The 20,627-nt window shown below is 45.0% G+C and carries 19 protein-coding genes; 3 read left to right on the forward strand and 16 right to left on the reverse strand.

Going from position 1 to position 20,627, the window contains the following annotated elements; genetic code table 11:
• The coding region (locus H3U82_RS10545; RefSeq protein ID WP_198210466.1) for a hypothetical protein at positions 1–280 on the forward strand (280 nt) is incomplete at its 5' end.
• Between the two features lie 1,107 nt (positions 281–1,387).
• Here H3U82_RS10545 and proB read toward each other — a convergent pair.
• The 15 genes from proB to H3U82_RS10620 all read right to left on the reverse strand — a co-directional run bounded on the left by proB (position 1,388) and on the right by H3U82_RS10620 (position 16,931).
• Entirely contained in the window at positions 1,388–2,521 is a 1,134-nt protein-coding gene (proB, locus tag H3U82_RS10550; RefSeq protein WP_198210468.1) for a glutamate 5-kinase, read from the reverse strand.
• A gap of 130 nt (positions 2,522–2,651) precedes the next feature.
• Positions 2,652–4,094, reverse strand: a complete 1,443-nt coding sequence (nuoN, locus tag H3U82_RS10555) for an NADH-quinone oxidoreductase subunit NuoN (protein WP_025329735.1) — start codon at positions 4,092–4,094, stop codon at positions 2,652–2,654.
• Positions 4,095–4,104: 10 nt separating this feature from the next.
• Complete coding sequence (locus H3U82_RS10560) at positions 4,105–5,598, reverse strand: NADH-quinone oxidoreductase subunit M (protein WP_096765907.1); 1,494 nt, start codon at positions 5,596–5,598, stop codon at positions 4,105–4,107.
• Positions 5,599–5,635: 37 nt separating this feature from the next.
• Complete coding sequence (nuoL, locus tag H3U82_RS10565; protein WP_025329733.1) at positions 5,636–7,660, reverse strand: NADH-quinone oxidoreductase subunit L; 2,025 nt, start codon at positions 7,658–7,660, stop codon at positions 5,636–5,638.
• A 26-nt stretch (positions 7,661–7,686) separates the two neighbouring features.
• Positions 7,687–7,992: an NADH-quinone oxidoreductase subunit NuoK gene (gene nuoK, locus H3U82_RS10570; protein ID WP_025329732.1), complete on the reverse strand. Its 306-nt coding sequence runs from the start codon at positions 7,990–7,992 to the stop codon at positions 7,687–7,689.
• On the reverse strand, positions 7,989–8,645 hold the full coding sequence (locus H3U82_RS10575) for an NADH-quinone oxidoreductase subunit J (RefSeq protein WP_025329731.1): 657 nt from the start codon (positions 8,643–8,645) through the stop codon (positions 7,989–7,991). Before H3U82_RS10575 ends, nuoK begins: the two co-directional genes overlap by 4 nt.
• A gap of 9 nt (positions 8,646–8,654) precedes the next feature.
• On the reverse strand, positions 8,655–9,134 hold the full coding sequence (gene nuoI / locus H3U82_RS10580; protein WP_025329730.1) for an NADH-quinone oxidoreductase subunit NuoI: 480 nt from the start codon (positions 9,132–9,134) through the stop codon (positions 8,655–8,657).
• 18 nt (positions 9,135–9,152) lie between these two features.
• On the reverse strand, positions 9,153–10,202 hold the full coding sequence (nuoH, locus tag H3U82_RS10585) for an NADH-quinone oxidoreductase subunit NuoH (RefSeq protein ID WP_084547581.1): 1,050 nt from the start codon (positions 10,200–10,202) through the stop codon (positions 9,153–9,155).
• Positions 10,203–10,204: 2 nt separating this feature from the next.
• Positions 10,205–12,457 carry an NADH-quinone oxidoreductase subunit NuoG gene (gene nuoG / locus H3U82_RS10590; protein ID WP_198210469.1) on the reverse strand — a complete coding sequence of 751 codons (2,253 nt, stop codon included), beginning with the start codon at positions 12,455–12,457 and terminating at the stop codon, positions 10,205–10,207.
• Between the two features lie 32 nt (positions 12,458–12,489).
• Positions 12,490–13,785, reverse strand: coding sequence for an NADH-quinone oxidoreductase subunit NuoF (gene nuoF, locus H3U82_RS10595; RefSeq protein ID WP_025329727.1), 1,296 nt, complete (start codon positions 13,783–13,785; stop codon positions 12,490–12,492).
• Positions 13,785–14,258, reverse strand: coding sequence for an NADH-quinone oxidoreductase subunit NuoE (gene nuoE, locus H3U82_RS10600; protein ID WP_025329726.1), 474 nt, complete (start codon positions 14,256–14,258; stop codon positions 13,785–13,787). Before nuoE ends, nuoF begins: the two co-directional genes overlap by 1 nt.
• Complete coding sequence (locus tag H3U82_RS10605; RefSeq protein ID WP_025329725.1) at positions 14,258–15,511, reverse strand: NADH-quinone oxidoreductase subunit D; 1,254 nt, start codon at positions 15,509–15,511, stop codon at positions 14,258–14,260. Before H3U82_RS10605 ends, nuoE begins: the two co-directional genes overlap by 1 nt.
• Positions 15,504–16,091 carry an NADH-quinone oxidoreductase subunit C gene (locus H3U82_RS10610; protein WP_084552676.1) on the reverse strand — a complete coding sequence of 196 codons (588 nt, stop codon included), beginning with the start codon at positions 16,089–16,091 and terminating at the stop codon, positions 15,504–15,506. The genes H3U82_RS10605 and H3U82_RS10610 overlap by 8 nt, the downstream gene beginning before the upstream one ends.
• A gap of 13 nt (positions 16,092–16,104) precedes the next feature.
• Positions 16,105–16,584, reverse strand: coding sequence for an NADH-quinone oxidoreductase subunit B family protein (locus H3U82_RS10615; RefSeq protein WP_025329723.1), 480 nt, complete (start codon positions 16,582–16,584; stop codon positions 16,105–16,107).
• Complete coding sequence (locus H3U82_RS10620; protein WP_025329722.1) at positions 16,575–16,931, reverse strand: NADH-quinone oxidoreductase subunit A; 357 nt, start codon at positions 16,929–16,931, stop codon at positions 16,575–16,577. The genes H3U82_RS10615 and H3U82_RS10620 overlap by 10 nt, the downstream gene beginning before the upstream one ends.
• 431 nt (positions 16,932–17,362) lie before the next feature.
• Between H3U82_RS10620 and H3U82_RS10625 the strand changes: the two genes are divergently transcribed.
• A complete protein-coding gene (locus H3U82_RS10625; RefSeq protein WP_037473754.1) occupies positions 17,363–17,671 on the forward strand; it encodes a chorismate mutase in 309 nt (102 codons plus the stop codon).
• A gap of 45 nt (positions 17,672–17,716) precedes the next feature.
• Here H3U82_RS10625 and murJ read toward each other — a convergent pair whose 3' ends face one another.
• Positions 17,717–19,255: a murein biosynthesis integral membrane protein MurJ gene (gene murJ / locus H3U82_RS10630; protein ID WP_198210470.1), complete on the reverse strand. Its 1,539-nt coding sequence runs from the start codon at positions 19,253–19,255 to the stop codon at positions 17,717–17,719.
• A gap of 247 nt (positions 19,256–19,502) precedes the next feature.
• Between murJ and asd the strand changes: the two genes are divergently transcribed.
• On the forward strand, positions 19,503–20,618 hold the full coding sequence (gene asd, locus H3U82_RS10635) for an aspartate-semialdehyde dehydrogenase (protein WP_198210471.1): 1,116 nt from the start codon (positions 19,503–19,505) through the stop codon (positions 20,616–20,618).
• Positions 20,619–20,627: the final 9 nt, after the last annotated feature.

Raw genomic sequence — 20,627 nt, forward strand, 5'->3', positions numbered from 1 at the left:
CTATCAACTGAATAAAGGAAGTCTGCGACCCTATGCCCGGGTAAATTTCTTTTACTCACCTGATGGTGCCGACCATACCAGTTACGTTACTAATGTAGCCACAACCAGATTAAATGCCGGTGCCTCTCATGCCAGCACTGAGCTGGCAATTGGCGGTACTTACGATATTACAAACAAAGTAAAAGCTTATGGTGAAATCGGCCATACATGGTCTAATGGTGGTAATGCACATACCAAAGCGCCGGTAAATGGTTCTGTTGGATTAAAGATTAACTGGTAAGGCTTAATAAAGAAGCCGGTAATTATTTCCAAACTGAATCATTTTTCTTTGTAAAAAAACAATACAAATCATATTGGTTATTCTGGTATATGCAGAATAACCAATATGCATTATTATCTTTTTCATTTTATATTACATAAAACAATTCAATACTATGCATTATTTCGGATCTAATATTAATTCATAATTTCAGCATCCGCCGGTTTTCTTTTAAAGAAGATATTTACTGCTTAGCATGAATTTATTTTAAATAATTTATTTACAGCCCTAATTATATAAGCGCCGGTTTAGTTGATCAGGCACAACATTTCATTAATTTTAATGACAATTGTGGCAAACTCATTTTTGTTAATGATATATTATCTATTTGACAATAATTTACCAATATATATGAATAAGCAGAAATCTAACAGAAAAAAGTATATTATAAATAAGTTACTTTATATTCTGCTTATGGCTTTTATTTTATTTCTTCCTTTGACATGTGCCTGGAAATTTGCCAAACATTATTTGTATGATACAACTTATCAGAATATATTAGTGAAGTTTGCCTGGCGACCCGATAGGTGTGAGTCACATTCTGGAGAACCGAAATTAAAATGTTCCTGCAAATACGGTATCATTGGACTTGACGATAAGAATTATAAAATTACTAAAGATGGATATTTATATTGGAGACATCAGCTCGAGGGTAAAGTGGTGTTAATAAGCAAACCTAGTTTTTTCACAGAAGGAGAAATACTTACAGGTGGTTACATGAAAATTATTGATTCAAAAACTGGAGACATTTGTTATTATGATTCTGTCATGTAATAATCGCACCATAGCGATAAACTCAGCATCCATAGTCTGAGAAGATATTTACTACCTTTATAGTGGCAATCTGTCTACATGGCAGATTATGCTCAGATATCTATAAATTTACCTGATACTGAAAACGGCACTTTTTGATAACACAGACAAATTTAATGATGGTATATATATTTATCAGGCTACTTTAATCTGCTTTATTAAAAACAAATCTTAGATTGGTTGCTGTTTAAGCTTACAGCCTGCTGGTAAATATTATCTCTTTATCGGATTTGGCAGAATTTTTCAATATCCGCTTCAATCACGACGTAATACCATATTATCCCGATGGATCAGTTCCTGTTCTGCCACATAGCCCAATAATTCTTCTATAGCCTGAGACGGCTGCCGCAATAAACGCCCAATTTCATGATCATTATAATTAACCAGTCCGCGGGCAATTTCTTTACCGGCCTGATTACATACTGCCACTAATGCGCCACGATCAAAATGACCACTGACAGCAACACAACCGATAGCCAGCAGACTGGAGTGCTGTGTTTTCAGTGCCTGTTCCGCACCCTCATCAACGGTTAACTTACCAGCCAGTTGTACCTGCCCAAGTAACCATTGCTGGCGTGCGCTCAACCGGCTACCGGCCGGGGTAAATAAAGTACCCGTTTGTGCGCCTTCAAGTAACCGGACTAATACATTTTCAGCATGCCCGTTGGCGATACAGGTTGCAGCACCGCTTAAAGCAGCTCGTCTTGCAGCCAGTACTTTGGTATACATACCTCCGGTGCCCACGCTGCTGCCTGCTCCGCCGGCCATACTTTCCAGGTCTGGATGATTAGCAGCAATTTTATGAATCAGTCTGGTTTCAGTATGCTTACGCGGATCTCTGTCATACAAACCATTCTGATCTGTCAGAATAATCAGTACATCAGCTTCAATCAGGTTAGTTACCAAAGCACCAAGGGTATCATTATCACCAAGTTTGATTTCATCAATGGTAACAGTATCATTTTCATTAATAATCGGTACTACTCCCTGCTCCAGCAGAGTGCGGATAGTACTACGGGCATTTAAATAGCGGGTACGGTGACTCAAGTCATCATGTGTCAGCAGAATCTGTGCTGTCCGGATATGCAGTGATTCAAACGCAATCTCGTATGCCTGAGCCAGTCCCATTTGCCCCACTGCGGCGGCAGCCTGTAATTCATTAATTGCTTTGGGACGTACCTGCCAGCCCAGCCGTTTCATACCTTCTGCAATAGCACCACTGGATACCAGTACTACCTGAATACCATGTGCACGTAATTGCGCAATCTGCTGTGCCCAGTTATTCAGGATATTCTGATCTACCCCATGTCCGCCATTGGTCACCAGACTGGAACCTACTTTTACTACCACACATTCAGTCTGGCGGATATCAAATTCTGAGTTATTCATGCTTATTATGCAGTTGTTATGTCAACAGTTGAATAGTTATTTTACCTGTGCGCATTTGTTTTGATAAGTGTGTACGGCTATTATAAAAAACAGCAGCCGTAGTGGCTGCTGTTGAAAGACTAAATTCAGATTAACTATGCAGTAATGCCTGTACACACCAGTTCATTACACCATCAGGCAAAATACCCCATAACAGCAATAATAAACCATTAACAGATAAAACGATTTTACCGAGAAAAGTCATATTGAATGCCGGTTCAGCAACAGAATCCGGACTATCGAAATAGATGGTTTTAACCACACGCAGATAATAGAAAGCACCAATCAGCGACATGATTACTGCATACACAGAAACCCACAGATAGCCGCTGGCCAATAACGCTTTAATAACGGCCAGCTTGGCATAAAAGCCCATCAATGGCGGAATACCGGCCATTGAAAACATCGCCAGCAGCATTAAAAATGCATACCATGCATTTTTCTGGTTCAGACCGGCAAGATCACTGATATTCTGGCATTCAACATCCTTGCCGGAGAGCAGAACCAGAATAGCAAATGCTACAGAGGCCATTAAAGCATAGGTTATTGCATAATACATAGCCGCAGCACAGCCAGACTGACCGGACAGAAGAGCCAGCATAATGAAACCCATATGGGCTACTGTTGAAAAACCAAGCATACGTTTAATGTTGGTTTGCATGATAGCAGCCAGATTACCCACAAACAGTGAGGCAATACCCAGCAGCAACAGTAATTCACGCCAGCTTTCCCACTGAGTCAGCAGACCGTAAACCAGGATACGGAAAGCGAAGACTGTGGCTGCAATTTTCGGTGCTGTACCCACCAGTGCAGCAACTGCAGTCGGCGCACCCTGATACACATCCGGCACCCACATATGAAATGGTACACCACCCAGTTTAAATACAATACCGGCAACAATAAATACCAGTCCGAGTTTCAATAACCACGGATTGGTTGTTTCCTGGCTGGCAGCAAGCACCTGCTGCAGCTGTAATGTACCTGTTGCACCGTATATCAGGGAAATACCGTATAACAGTAAACCTGAGGCCAGTGCACCAAGCACAAAATACTTCAATGCAGCTTCAGCAGCACGACCACTATCACGCTGCAAGGCAATTAAAGCATAAAGCGCCAGCGAAAGCAGCTCCAGCCCGACATATAAAGTCAGGAAGTGGCTGGCTGAAACCATAATATTCATGCCCAGCAGTGCAAACAGGGTCAGCGTATAGAATTCACCCTGATAAATATGTTTAGCACGCAGATAAGTCTGGCTGTAAATAAATAAGGCAATAACCAGTACATACATGCATAACTTGGCCAGTTGAGCCATGCCGTCCAGTACAAACATATCATGGAAGGCATATTGCGGCTGTTCTTTCCATACCAGACACTGTACCGCGGCGGTCAGTATCAGACCGATAACTGACAGGGTACAGGTTATCCAGCGTTGCCGGTCATTAAGCCATAAGTCCACCAGCAATACTGTAAACAGTACTACAGTCAGCACCATATCCGGTGCAGCGGGAAATATTGTTAAATCTGTCCAGTTCATTCACATTTCCTTACAGTTTGCTTTGTGCCGCTTGGACTATCAAATCATTTGCTGCCTGATGCACGACAGCGATAAACGGTTCCGGATACAAACCAAATCCCAGTACCGCTACAGCCAGAATCACCAGAATTAGCAGTTCGCGTTTGTTTACATCTTTTAATTGCGCAACTTCCGGATTTTTGATGGCACCAAAAACAACCCGTTTAAACATCCACAAGGTATATGCTGCACCATAAATCAGGGTTAACGCCGCCAGTGCACCAACCCAGAAATTGGTTTTTACTGCACCGACAATGACCATAAATTCGCCCACAAATCCTGATGTACCGGGCAAACCGGCATTAGCCATAGCAAAGAACAGCATGAAAGAAGCAAATACCGGCATACTGTTTACGACACCGCCGTAAGCTGAAATATCGCGGGTGTGCATCCGGTCATACATCACACCGATACTCATAAACATAGCGGCTGAAACAAAACCGTGCGAAATCATCTGCATAATGGCACCTTTAAAGGCCCAGTCATTCAGATAGCCGCCGGTAAACAGGAAAAAGCCTAAAGTGACAAATCCCATATGGCTGATGGAAGAGTACGCCACCAGTTTTTTCATATCAGTTTGTACCAGTGCCACCATACCGATGTAAATTACCGCCACCAGACTGAGCACGATGATTACCGGCGCAATATAACGTGCTGCATCCGGCAAAATAGGCAGAATAAAGCGCAGGAATCCGTAACCACCTATTTTCAGAGTAATTGCCGCCAGAACCATTGAACCACCGGTCGGCGCTTCTACGTGAGCATCCGGCAACCATGTATGCACTGGCCACATCGGCACTTTAACCGCAAAAGACAGGAAGAAAGCGATAAACAGCAAAATTTGCGCCGTCATCGCAAGGTGCTTGATATTGTGCCATGCTTCAATAGAAAAACTGCCGGTCTGATTAGACAGATAGACAAACCCAACCAGCATCAGTAATGAACCCATTAAGGTATACAGAAAGAATTTGATTGATGCATATACCCGTCTCGGACCACCCCAGATACCGATAATCAGATACATCGGAATCAGCATGCCTTCGAAGAATACATAGAATACGATGGCATCCATTGCTGCAAATGCGCCATTAATCAGTCCTGACATAATCAGGAAAGCGGCCATATACTGCGCAGGCCGTTTCTGGATTACCTGCCAGCCGGCCAGAACAACCAGTAAAGTAGTAAAACTGTTCAGAATTACAAACAGAACTGATAATCCATCCACACCTAATGCATAGTTGATGTTGAGACTCTCAATCCAGACATGAAATTCTGTAAACTGAAATCCGCCATTTAAACGGTTGAATTTAAAAAACAGCGGTAAGGTTATGAGAAAAGAAACCAGCGCCCCGATTAAGGCCAGCACTCTGGCTATACCTGCGTGCTTGTCTGAGCCGGTAGCCAGCACTGCGACGCCAGCCACTACAGGCAGCCAAATCGCCAAACTGAGTAAGTTATCGTACATATTTATAGCCTAAAGATACCAAGTTGAATGCCCGCAATTAACCGCCAAACATTGTTTTAAGCAACGGCCAGAAAGTCCATGCCACCAGTACAAATACACCCACAACCATTGCTGTAGCATAGGTATAGATGTATCCGGTCTGAATACGCCGTATCAGCGCTGCTACAGCAGCGACAACGCGTGCAGCACCATTAACAATTAATTTATCAATAATGAAAACGTCGCCAACTTTCCAGAACAACGTTCCTAGCAGACGGCTGCCTTTGGCAAACACGTTATAGTAAATAGTATCCAGATAGTATTTATTATCCAGCAGGGTATAAACCGGACGTATAGATGCAGCAATTCTGGCCGGAATCTGTGGTTTTTTCATATAGAAGAACCACGCCAGTACAACACCGGCAATCACCAGCCATAACACAGGAGTTGTCAGACTGTGCAGAGCCATAGCAAATATGCCGTGGTACTCTTCCTCTACGGATGCCAGTGCAGGATGTGCAGCACTGTTAATAAAAATCACATGCTGATAAAAATCACTGAACAGCATCGGCTTCATTGCCCACATACCTACAAATACTGAAGGGATGGCCAGCAGAATCAGCGGAATGGTTACCACCAGCGGGCTCTCATGCGGATTATCCTGTGGTTTCAGTCCATGATGTTCTTCTGCATGATGATGTTCGCTATGTTCGGCTTTGCGCCATTTTTCTTCACCATGAAATACCAGGAAATACAATCGGAATGAGTAGAATGCGGTGACAAACACACTGGCTACCAGAGCTACATAGGCCACACTGCTGAATGGCAACGTTGACGCTTTTACTGCCTCAATAATTGAATCCTTGGAATAGAAACCGGAGAAAAATGGGGTGCCAATCAGCGATAATGAACCAATTAGCATACAAATCCATGTTACCGGCATGTATTTACGCAATCCGCCCATATGACGCATATCCTGATCATGGTGCATACCCATAATCACACTACCGGCGGCCAGAAATAACAGTGCTTTGAAGAAAGCATGGGTCATGACATGGAAAACAGCAATATTATAGGCAGAGGCACCTAAGGCTACCGTCATATAACCTAACTGTGACAAGGTTGAATAAGCAATCACCCGTTTGATGTCATTCTGAATCATACCCAGAAAGCCCATAAACAGCGCAGTAATGGTACCGGATACCATAATCACACCCAGAGCAGTATCAGACAACTCATACAGGGGTGACATACGGGATACCATGAAAATACCGGCTGTTACCATGGTTGCCGCATGAATCAGAGCTGAAATCGGTGTCGGACCTTCCATTGAATCCGGTAACCAGACATGCAACGGAAACTGAGCCGATTTACCCATTGCGCCCACAAACAGCAAAATGCAGGTAACGGTAATTAAAGACCACGGATGACCGGGAATCAGTTCGATAGTGGCATTTTTAACCTGATCAATATGCTGGAAAACATCAGCATAGCGAAGGCTGCCGCCGAAATAAGCCAGTACCAGACCAATACCGAGTACAAAACCGAAGTCGCCGACACGATTAACCAGAAATGCTTTCAGATTGGCAAAAATTGCACTGTCACGTTTAAAGTAAAAACCAATCAGCAGGTAAGACACCAGCCCTACAGCCTCCCAGCCGAAGAACAACTGAATGAAGTTATTACTCATTACCAGCATCAGCATGGAGAAAGTAAACAGTGAGATATAGCTGAAAAAGCGCTGATAGCCGTCATCATCACTCATATAGCCGATAGTATAAATATGCACCATCAGCGATACACTGGTCACAATCACCAGCATAGTGGCAGTAAGGGTATCAATCAGAAACCCTACTGAGAAGTCCAGACCGCCCATGGTCAGCCATGTATACACATTTTCATCAAAGGGCTGACGGGTTCCGGTCATAAAACCATAGAGTACCCAGGCAGACAGTACTGCCGAAACGGCTACGCCTGCTATGGTAACGCTATGCGCACCCTTACGTCCGATCAGCTTGCCGCATAAACCGGCCAGTAATGAACCGATGAGCGGAGCCAAAGCAATAATCAGATAAACACTCATAATTTTTCTCTCGTTCCTCTCACCTGTTAGCCTTTGAGACTATCCAGATCCTGTACATTAATGCTCTGACGGTTACGGAAAATCAGAACCATAATTGCCAGACCAATAGCAGATTCTGCCGCAGCAACTGTCAGAATAAAAAAGACGAAAATCTGTCCGGCGGTGTCGCCGAGATAACGGGAAAAAGCCACAAAGTTAAAATTTACCGCTAATAGCATTAACTCTATTGACATCAGTAATACGAGCACGTTTTTGCGGTTCATAAATATACCCATGGCAGAAATAGCAAACAGTATTGCGCTGAGCACCAGATAATGGGTTAAGGTAATCATGCTTTCTGCTCCCCTTCAGTTGCTTCTTTACTTGCTTCTTCAGTGACCGGTGCAGTGATTTCAGGCTGCATTTTCACCATACGGAAACGATCTTTTGCCTGTACTTTAACCTGTTCGGCCGGATTGGTACGACGAGGATTGTATGTCTGCCGGTGAACCAGAGCTATTGCGGCCACCATCCCCAGCACCAGCAATACAGCCGCCAGTTCAAACGGTAACAGATAGGTAGTGTAAATCTGCATCCCCAGATCATGCACATTGCTGTAGTCTGCAGGCAGCGGAGAATCCTTACCCAGACTCGCCAGATGCAGCTGAGGATTTACCAGAATAACAATCAGTAAGGCAGCAGTCAGGATACCCACCAGTGCTGCAACAGGTGCATGCCGCCAGAAGCCGGCACGCATCTGCTCAACATCAATATTGAGCATCATGATGACAAACAGGAACAGTACCATTACCGCACCCACATACACCACTACCAATACAATGCCGAGAAATTCAGCCTGCATCAGAATCCACATCATGGCACTGGCACAGAATGTCAGAACCAGAAACAAAACCGCATGTACCGGATTTTTGGCAATAACTGTATTTATCGCGCCAAACAAAATCACGGCGGCAAATACATAAAACAGAATTAATGGTAAATTCATGACCACCTCTTAACGATATGGTGCATCTGCGGCTTTGCATTTAGCGATATCTTCTTCATAGCGATCGCCAATAGCCAGCAACATGGGTTTAGTGAAATATAAATCACCGCGTTTTTCACCGTGATATTCGAAAATCCGAGTTTCAACAATAGCATCAACCGGGCAAGCTTCCTCACAGAAACCACAGAAAATACATTTAGTCAGATCAATATCATAGCGTGTGGTTCGGCGTGTACCGTCCTCACGTTTTTCAGATTCTATATTGATTGCCATGGCCGGACAGACAGCTTCACACAGTTTGCAGGCAATACAGCGTTCTTCACCATTGGGATAGCGTCGTTGTGCATGCAAACCACGAAAACGAACTGATTGCGGAGTTTTTTCTTCAGGAAAATATATGGTTTCCTTGCGCGCAAAGAAGTTTTTTAGAGTTACTTTCATACCCGAAAGCAACTCGGTCATCAGAAAGGTTTTAATTATATTTGCCATATCAGAGCCTTTCCCTGCTTAATGCCATAAATTCAGGGGTGAAATCATCCACAAACCCAATACAATTACTGCCACAATGGTTACCGGAATCAATACCTTCCAGCCAAGACGCATAATCTGGTCATAACGGTAACGCGGGAATGTTGCACGTATCCACAGATAAAAGTACAACACCAGTGCCATTTTCAGAAACATCCACAATACACTCGGAGTACCAATGAAACCCCAGCTTTGCGGAAAGGGAGATAACCAGCCGCCAAAGAACAGTAGAGCCGTCAGAGCAGCCACCAGAATCATGAAAATGTATTCGGCCAGAAAGAATAACGCGAAAGCAAAACCTGAATACTCTACATGGAAACCGGCAACAATTTCCGACTCACCTTCGGCTACGTCAAATGGCGCACGGTTGGTTTCGGCCACAGCGGAAATCAGATACACCACAAACAGCGGAAATAAAGGCAGCCAGTTCCATGAGAAAATGGAACCACCGGCATAACCTTTTGCCTGAGACATCACAATGTCATGAAAATCCATACTTCCGGAAACCATAATCACACCAATCAGCGCAAATCCCATGGCAATCTCATAGGAAATAGTTTGCGCAGAAGCTCGCATGGCACCGAGAAAAGCATATTTAGAATTGGAAGCCCAGCCGGCAATGATGACACCATACACAGACAGTGAAGTAATCATCAGAATATAAAGTAAACCGGCATTAATTCGGGTAAGAAACCATGTTTCACTGAACGGGATAACTGCCCAGGCAGCAAAAGCCGGCATCAGTGACATCATCGGTCCGATATAGAACAGTGCCTTATTAGCCTGCGACGGGCGGGTAACTTCCTTGAACAGCAGTTTTAATACATCGGCAAACGGCTGGATTAAGCCATACGGTCCGGTAACGTTCGGCCCAACCCGCAGTTGCATATAACCGATAACTTTACGTTCGAAATAAGTCAGATAGGCTACGGTAATAATCAGCGGCAGCATGATGATGACAATCTTGACGATGACAGACACCAGTAAACCGAAGTCGTTGCCCAGTAAGTGTTGAAACCACGCTTGCATGATTATCCTTTACTCAATTCAACAGTGGTCAATAAAGCGCCTAATTGCCAGTTACTCTGATGTAATGGCAAAAACAGTACATTTTCCGGCAAGTTATCATCCGTAGTGATGGTAATCGATACGGTACTATTGCCTTGTTTAGCCTGTGCGGTATCACCATTACTCAAACCAAACCGGGCCAGTGTCACACTGTTGGTACGTGCAACCGGTACTGCGGCATGAACTGTACTCTGTAAGGGTTCGGAACGGCGCACAATCGCATCAGTTGCATACAGACTAACGCCGCCAACACGTACCAGACTGATATCGGGATCACTGGTAGCAACCGGTTGTATACGATTGCTCAGCAAAGCCGGTATCTGATCTTTGGTAACCGCATCAGCCAGAATCTGCTGGGTATTTTCATATTCAAAGCCCGGCAATTCCAGCACATTACCCAGTACGCGTAATACCTTCCATAAAGGTCTGGCTTCTCTGTAGGCCTGTACAACACCATGAAAAGACTGTAATCGCCCTTCCATGCTGATAAAACTGCCTGAGGTTTCTGTAAATGGCGTAATTGGCAATAATACGTCTGCAACTTCACGCAATACTTCACTGTCGTAAGCAGTGAATGCCATTACTGTCTGTGCCTGTTTCAGGGCTGCAATGGCCGCAGCTCCGTTGGCTACATCCATATCCGGTTCAACATTGAGCAGCATTACTGCCTGTTTAGGCTGCTTAATTTGTGCAGCAATGGTATTTTCTGCTTTACTGGCCGCCACGCCTACGATTTCACCACCAATACTGTTGGCCGCCTGCGGCAATACGCCCAGTATACTGTCGGTAGCTTCAGCCAGATCCTGAGCGGCTGCATAAACTGCCGCTGCATCCGGATGATTCAAAACATCCGCACCCAGAATAATGCTGGCTTTTTCAGCTTTTAATAAGGCCTGACCTACTTCGCTGTTAAGCGCATCACTAAGCCAGTCAATCCATTGATAAGGATGCAGGCTAAGCTGCGCCAGTAACGGCATGAACAGTTCTTCATCAGCAGCAGCCACCACTGCTACTTTAGTTCCGTTTTTAGCCGCCTGACGGATACGGGCTGTTAATAAGGGCTGTTCCTGCCGTAAGCGTGCGCCAACCAGCAAAATCACCTCATTTTCTGCCAGCTGTTCAATACTCTGTCCCAGCCACTGGGCGCCTTTAGTAGCAGCACCAAAACGCTCATCAAGCTGACGCAGGCGACTGTCAACAGCATTCACGCCCAGCGCATTAGCCAGTTTACGGGTCAGGTACATTTCTTCAACAGTATTGGCCGGATTGACCCACATACCAATTGCATCGGTACCGAAATCATGGCTGACACCATGCAAACCTTTAGCCACATAATCCAGTGCAGTTTGCCAGTCAACCGTATGCCACTGGTTGTCCTGTTTAATTTGCGGCTGAGTTAAACGTTGCTGATACAAACCTGCATAGGCAAAACGGTCACGGTCACTGAGCCAGCACTCATTGATGGCTTCGTTTTCCAGTGGCAGTACCCGGCGCACGGTATGGTCTTTAGTTTGCACAATCAGATTACTGCCCAGTGCATCGTGAGCAGACACAGATTTACGCCGGCTTAATTCCCATGAACGGCTGTCATAACGAAATGGTTTGCTGGTTAGTGCGCCCACCGGACACAAATCAATCACGTTGCCAGACAGCTCGGTTTCCAGTGTTTTACCGTTAAACGGTGTAATTTCAGAGCATTCACCACGATTCATCATGGCCAGCTCCTGCTTCCCGGCAATTTCTTCAGTAAAGCGGATACAGCGGGTACAGTGAATACAGCGGCTCATTTCAGCAGCAGAAACCAGTGGCCCCATTTCTTTACCGGCCACAGCATGTTTGGCCTCAGTATAACGGCTGGCACCTTTACCATAACCCATTGACAAGTCCTGCAACAGGCATTCACCACCCTGATCACAAATAGGACAGTCCAGCGGATGGTTAATCAGCAGGAATTCCATTACCCCTTTCTGGGCATCTTTAGTCATGGGCGAATTGGTTTTAACAACCATACCATCGGTGACCGGCGTAGCACAGGCAGGTAATGGCTTGCGCGATTTTTCTACCTCAACCAGACACATACGACAGTTGGCGGCGATGGACAATTTTTTGTGATAGCAAAAGTGCGGAATGAATGTACCGGCCTTATGGGCGGCTTCTATCACCGTACTGCCCTGCTCGACAGAAAGTTGTTTACCGTCAATTTGAATTTGTAACATAGGTTCGCAATCCTAACTAAGCAGATAGTGCCTTAGCACCAGCGATGTTCTTTCATGGGTTTGCCGTGTTCGATGTAGTGCTCAAATTCGGGGCGGAAATGTTTCATAAAGCCCTGTATCGGCATAACAGCCGCATCTGCCAGTGCACAGATGGTACGTCCCGAAATATTGCTACCCAGTGATTCCAGCAAATCCAGATCCTCCGGCCGGCCTTTGCCGGAGGTAATACGGTGAATAATGCGATACAGCCAGCCGGTTCCTTCACGGCACGGCGTACATTGCCCGCATGATTCTTCAAAATAGAAATAGCTCAGTCGTTCCAGTGCTCTGACCATGCATACATCTTCATCCATGACAATGACCGCACCGGAACCCAGCATAGAACCTGCCTTGGCTATGGCATCATAATCCATGGTTAGTTCCATCATGATGTCTGCCGGTAATACCGGTGCAGAAGAACCTCCGGGAATAACCGCCTTAAGTTTTTTGCCATTTCGCATACCACCACACATTTCCAGCAAATCCTTAAACGGCGTCCCCAGCGGAATTTCATAGTTACCCGGGCGTTCTACGTGACCGGATACTGAAAAGAGCTTGGTACCACCATTATTAGGAATACCTTTATCAGCAAACAGCTGACCGCCGTCGCGGATAATGAACGGTACAGAAGAAAAAGTTTCAGTATTGTTAACTGTTGTTGGCTTACCATATAAACCATATGAAGCCGGAAACGGCGGTTTGAAACGCGGTTGTCCTTTTTTACCTTCCAGAGACTCTAACAGAGCGGTTTCTTCACCACAGATATAGGCACCATAACCATGATGAGCATGCAACTCAAAGCTGAAATTACTGCCCAGAATATTTTGTCCGAGTAATCCTGCTTCGCGCGCCTGCTGTAAAGCCGTTTCAAAACGCAGATAGCTCTCGAAGATTTCGCCGTGTATATAGTTATAGCCTACAGCAGCGCCCATAGCGTAGCCGCCGATAATCATGCCTTCAATCAGGGCATGCGGATTGTAGTCGATGATATCGCGGTCTTTGAATGTACCCGGTTCACCCTCATCCGTATTGCACACGATATATTTGGTACCCGGAAAAGAACGTGGCATAAAGCTCCATTTCAGCCCGGTAGGAAAACCGGCACCGCCACGACCGCGCAGACCGGAAGTTTTAAGCTCGGCAATTACATCATCCTGCGATACATTTTCGCTGATAATTTTTTTCAATGCCTGATATCCGCCGCGAGCAATATAAGCTTCCAGTGTCCAGCAATTAGGGTCTGAAGTATCAACCTGATCAAAAATCACGCCATTCTGGTACATTGCCATTAGTTCAACTCCGCCAGTTTTGCTTCAATGGCTTCTTCGCTCATAAAGCTACACATTTTATGATTATTGACTAATATTACCGGCGCATCGCCACAGGCACCCATACATTCGCCTTCAACCAGAGTATATTTACCATCGGCTGTGGTTTCACCATAGCGGATACCCAGACGTTTTTGCAGATACTCACCTGCATTTACTCCGCCACGCAGGGCACAGGGCAGATTTGTACACACAGTAAGTTTATATTTACCTACCGGTTTCAGGTTATACATATTATAAAAAGTAGCAACTTCTAACGCCTGCGCCGGCGGAATACCAATGTAATCAGCCACTTCTTCAATAGTTTCCGGCTGAAGCCAGCCCAGCTCGGTCTGCGCAATACGCAAGGCAGACATAATGGCACTACGGCGCTGATCAGCCGGATATTTTGCCAGTTCTATATCAATCTGTTTTAAGCTGTTAGGGGACAACATTATCTATCCACCTCCCCGAATACGATATCCTGTGTACCAATAATAGCCACCACATCAGCCAGCATGTGACCGCGTGCCATTTCGTCCATCCCTTGCAAATGAGCAAACCCCGGAGCACGAATCTTCATCCGGTAAGGTTTATTGGCACCATCAGAAATCAGATATACCCCGAACTCGCCTTTAGGATGCTCGGTGGGCACATAAACTTCACCCTCAGGTACATGCATACCTTCGGTAAACAGCTTAAAGTGATGGATTAATTCTTCCATACCGTCTTTCATGGCGGTACGGTGCGGCGGGGCCACAGTATGGTCATCAATAATTACCGGACCGGGATTGGCTTTAAGCCAGTCAACACACTGACGGATAATACGGTTGGCCTGACGCATTTCATGAATACGGCACAGATAACGGTCATAGCAGTCACCATTAATCCCTACCGGAATATCAAAATCTACCTGAGCATAAGCATCATAAGGCTGTTTCTTACGCACATCCCACTCAATACCGGAACCGCGCAGCATCACACCGGTAAATCCTTTTTGCAGAGCACGCTCCGGGGATACTACACCGATACCGACTGTACGCTGCTTCCAGATACGGTTATCCGTGAGCAGATTTTCATATTCATCCACACAGGCGGGAAAGCGGTTGGTAAAGTCTTCAATGAAGTCCAGCAAGGTACCTTCACGACTGGCATTCAGTTTTTGCAAAACTTTGGCATTACGGTATTTACTGGATTCGTATTTAGGCATGAAATCCGGTAAATCCCGGTATACACCACCCGGGCGGAAATAAGCTGCATGCATGCGCGCACCTGATACCGCCTCATAGATATCCATCAAATCTTCCCGCTCGCGGAAAGCATAGAGAAATACCGTCATGGCACCAATATCCAGCGCATGAGAACCGACACCCATCAGATGATTAAGAATACGGGTAATTTCAGCAAACATCACACGGATATACTGAGCGCGAACAGGCACTTCGATATTCAGCAGGCGCTCCACTGACAGGCAGTATGCCTGCTCATTACACATCATGGATACGTAATCCAGCCGATCCATATATGGCAGTGCCTGCAAATAGGTGCGTGATTCAGCCAGTTTTTCTGTGCCGCGGTGCAACAGACCGATATGCGGATCGGCACGAACGATATTTTCACCGTCCATTTCCAGAATCAGGCGCAATACGCCGTGTGCTGCCGGATGCTGCGGCCCGAAGTTAATGGTGTAATTGCGTAACTTAGACACCGTACTGCTCCTCTCTCACCACGCGCGGTGTAATTTCACGCGGTTCAATCGTTACCGGCTGATAAATTACGCGGCCTTCGGCCTCGTCATAACGCATTTCAACATAGCCGGAAACAGGGAAATCTTTGCGAAACGGATGACCGACAAAGCCGTAATCAGTCAGAATACGGCGCAAATCAGGATGGTTGTTAAACAGGATGCCAAACATATCGAATGCTTCACGCTCATACCAGTTGGCTCCGTTATAGATATCAACAACAGAATCTACTGTAGGAAAATCTTCAGCCTCAGCCCAGACACGCACACGCACACGCCAGTTATTGGCTACTGACAGCAGATGACTGACTACAGCAAAACGCTTACCTTCCCATGGCTCATTTTTATAGCTCTGGTAATCGACTCCGCACAGATCAATGAGTGTTTCAAATTTCAATTCATTGTGGTCACGCAGCGTTTGCATAAGCTGATGATAATCAGCTGCTGCACAATCCAGTGTCAGCTCACCACGGTCAAGACAGTAACGTACCTTATCGCCGAAAGTGGCTTCGCACACGGCTTTCAGTATTGCCAAATCTGCCATATTTCCCTCACTTTCATACACGCGCGATAGTGGCGGTACGTTTAATTTTCAGCTGCAACTGCAATAGTCCGTATACCAGCGCTTCAGCAGTTGGCGGACAGCCCGGTACATATACGTCAACCGGTACAATCCGGTCACAGCCCCGAACCACAGAATAAGAGTAATGATAATAACCGCCGCCATTGGCACAGGAACCCATAGACAGTACCCAGCGCGGTTCGGCCATCTGGTCATAAACACGCCGCAAAGCAGGAGCCATTTTATTGCACAGCGTACCGGCGACAATCATCAGATCGGCCTGACGCGGTGACGGGCGGAAAATAATACCAAAGCGGTCAAGGTCATAACGGGCAGCACCAGCTTGCATCATCTCTACGGCACAACAGGCCAGACCAAAAGTAGCCGGCCACAACGAACCGGTACGCACATAATTGAGTACGGTATCGGCAGTGGTTGTGACAAATCCTTTTTTTAAAACGCCTTCTATTCCCATTCCAGAGCGCCTTTTTTCCATTCATAAATAAAGCCGATAACCAGAATCAGCAAAAACACCATCATTGACCAGAATCCGTATGCGCCCAGCTCTTTAAATACAACTGCCCAGGGCACCATAAAGGCAACTTCAAGGTCAAACAGGATGAATAAAATGGCTACCAGATAGTAACGCACGTCGAATTTCATTCGTGCATTTTCAAAAGCTTCGAAACCGCACTCAAACGGTTCCTGTTTCATTTTGTATGGCCGGTTCGGTCCTAGCAATAAACCGAGAGAGATAAACAGAACACCAGCGGCAAAGCCAACCAGAACAAATATTAATATGGGGAAATAATTCGCCAACATAACTGCGCTGACCTTATGCAAATATTGGTAAAATTGATGTATTGTAACTAATTTCGAACGTTATTAAAAGCGCGTATTACATTAAAAGAAAATAAAAAAATAATGTTTTCAATAGGATATTGAGAATTATTATCATTAGCATTTATTCAGTATTACGTTTGGTTTCTCATATTTTTTGTAACCAGAAAACAGCAAAAGTCAATCATGGATTTTTTCATTTATTCCGGTTAGTTATACTCATTAAAGCAATTTATGCTTTTGGGTTAAAATAATCAGCATAATAGAATATTACATTTCATATATTTAATTAATTTAATTTAGCATATATCTAATAATAATATTAATTTGTAAAATTATCATTTTTTAACTGTACTGCTACTTATATCAGTTTTACAATACAGATATCATGGAAATAAAAATTAATAAATACAATGACATATAATCAAATATATAAACCTGAGGACTGCCACGGCATAAATGACATTCGTACAGAAATAGATCATATTGATTATGCGGTGATCCAGTTACTTTCCGCCCGCTTTGAATATGTCAAAGCGGCCAGTAAATTTAAAATGAATGCTAAAGACGTACAAGCGAATGAACGTTTTAACAGCATGCTTGAAAAACGCAAACAATGGGCAGATGAGCAGGGACTGAACGGAGACGTAATCAAGTCCCTGTTTTGCGAACTGGTGAAATATTTTATTGCAGAAGAATTAAAAGAATTTGAACAAAAATAAATTTGCATGAATTCTTTTCATTTTCAGTATGAGGCTGAAATACCACTATTCTGCTTCAGCCCGCCGGAAATCGCGTACGCGGAAACCCAGAGCAAATAGTGATCCGAAATATAAAATAATACCGGTAACAATCAAAATACTTAATTGCCCTACTTTTGCCAACCCGCTACTGTGCCAGTTAAACGGCAGCCAATACTGTAATAACCATAACCCCAGACCCATAACAACAAGAGCCACCGTCAGACGCAATAGAAAACGCAGCCAGCCGGGGCTGGGAGTATACAATTTCTGTCGCCGTAACAGAGTAAACAGTAATCCGGCATTAATACAGGCGCCAAGGCTGATAGCCAGAGCCAGCCCAACGTGATGCAACTTCCAGATAAACAGCAAATTCATCAGCTGAGTCATACATAAAGTAAAAATAGCAATTTTTACCGGCGTTTTAATGTTCTGGCGCGCATAAAATCCCGGTGCAAGTACTTTAATCAGAATCAGACCAATCAAACCAACAGCATAAGCGATAAGCGCACCCTGAGTCATTATTGCATCATACTCATTAAACTGCCGGTACATAAATAAAGTTGCCACCAGAGGAAATGACAGCACAGCCATACCCACTGCTGCCGGTAAAGTTAACAGCATGCACAGGCGTAATCCCCAGTCCAGCAATGCAGAAAAGCTGGCTATATCATTAGTAGCTGAGTGTTTAGACAAAGTGGGCAAAAGAATGGTTCCCAGTGCCACACCAAGCACACCAGTCGGTAATTCCATCAGACGGTCAGCATAATACATCCAGGATACTGAACCGGATTGCAAATAAGAAGCAAAAATCGTGTTTATCACCAGCGATATTTGCGCTACCGATACCCCCAGAATAGCCGGTGCCATTTGTCTGAGTACCCGGTTAACTGCTTTGTCCTTAAAATTGAGTCTGGGCATAGTCAGAAAACCCAGTTTAAATAAATAAGGCAGCTGATACAGCAACTGTAATAATCCGCCCACAAATACTGCCCAGGCCAGCGCCAGAACCGGAGGATGAAAGTAAGGTGCCAGCCACAGAGCAAATACGATAAAGGAGATATTCAGAAAAGTCGGTGTAAAGGCTGGAACAATAAACTGATGATAAGTATTCAGAATACTGCCAACCAGTGAAGACAGCGATATCAGAAAAATATATGGAAAAGTAATCCGCAGTAGTTGTACCGACAGAGCAAATTTATCGGCATCCTGCTGAAACCCGGGAGCAGAAATATAGATCACGACAGGTGCGGCCAGAATTCCGATCGCCGTTACAATAATCAGAACAAATGAAAGCAGCCCGGCCACATGCTGCACAAAAGCCCGGGTAGCTTCGGGTGATCGTGTTTCCCTGTACTCAGCCAGTATCGGTACAAAAGCCTGTGAAAATGCGCCTTCTGCAAAAATACGCCGTAACAGATTAGGCAGTTTAAATGCCACAAAAAAAGCATCAGTAGCCATCCCCGCACCAAAACTGCGGGCAATAATGGTATCACGGATGAAACCAAGAACACGCGACAGCATAGTCATGCTGCTGACTTTAGCCAGAGTACGCAGTAAATTCATCAGAAATGCCAATTAAAAAACAAAGGCGAAAGTGTACACCGGAATGTCAGCCGATTCTATATAATGGGATAACAGTATTGAATTGACACTATAAATCCGGCAAAAGATAAGCTGTACAGCCTGAAATTTACCAGAATAGTAATTATCTGTTTACAAACAGCCGGGATTATGGTTAAAAGACCGGATAGTATTCTGGTATCTGGCAACAGAAATTTTGATTAAATTGAATTGTTTTAAGGAGCACCCGGTGAAAGTAGGTTTTGTTGGCTGGCGCGGTATGGTAGGTTCAGTATTAATGCAGCGCATGCAGGAAGAAAATGATTTTCAAACTATTGCAGATGCGTATTTTTTCACAACATCAGCAGCCGGTGCAGCCGCACCTGATTTTGGTCAGACAGCAAAAACACTGCTGGATGCCCGTAATCTGGATGCTCTGGCTCAAATGGATATTATCGTTACCTGTCAGGGTGGCGACTATACCAAAGCAATCCACCAGCCACTGCGTGATCAGGGCTGGCAGGGGTACTGGATTGATGCTGCATCCACTCTGCGCATGAGCGATAAAGCAGTCATCGTACTTGATCCGGTGAACCGCGCAGTGATTGATAGCGCCCTGTCAAACGGCATCAAAGATTTTGTCGGCGGTAATTGTACAGTGTCACTGATGCTAATGGCTCTGGGCGGCCTGTTTGAACAGGATTTAGTGGAATGGGCTACCAGCATGACCTATCAGGCAGCATCCGGCGCCGGCGCCCAGAATATGCGTGAACTGATTAGTGCAATGGGTGCCATTGAAAATCAGGTTAGTGCAGAACTGGCCGATCCGGCCAGTGCTATTTTAGCCATAGACCGAAAAGTTGCCGATTTTTTACGCAGCGAAGCATACCCACAGACCCAGTTCGGCGTTCCTCTTGCCGGCAGTCTGATTCCATGGATTGATGCTGATCTGGGTAACGGTCAGTCTAAAGAAGAATGGAAAGGTGCTGTAGAAACCAATAAAATATTAGGTCGCAGTGCCCAGCCAATCGTTATCGACGGCTTGTGTGTCCGTGTCGGCGCAATGCGCTGCCACAGTCAGGCACTCACCTTAAAACTGAAACAGAATTTACCCGTAGCAGAAATTGAGAAAATTCTTGCCGCTGCCAATGACTGGGTAAAAGTTGTACCTAATGAAAAAACCGCATCTATGCATGAGCTGACACCCGCAGCAGTAACTGGCACATTAACTGTACCAGTAGGACGCATCCGCAAAATGGGCATGGGCGGAGAATATATCAGTGCCTTTACCGTAGGTGACCAGCTTTTATGGGGTGCCGCAGAACCTATCCGGCGTATGCTACAAATCGTTTTACAAAGCAGATAATCTCTTTAG

Source organism: Snodgrassella sp. W8132 (genome assembly GCF_016100865.1).
Taxonomy (GTDB): domain Bacteria; phylum Pseudomonadota; class Gammaproteobacteria; order Burkholderiales; family Neisseriaceae; genus Snodgrassella; species Snodgrassella alvi.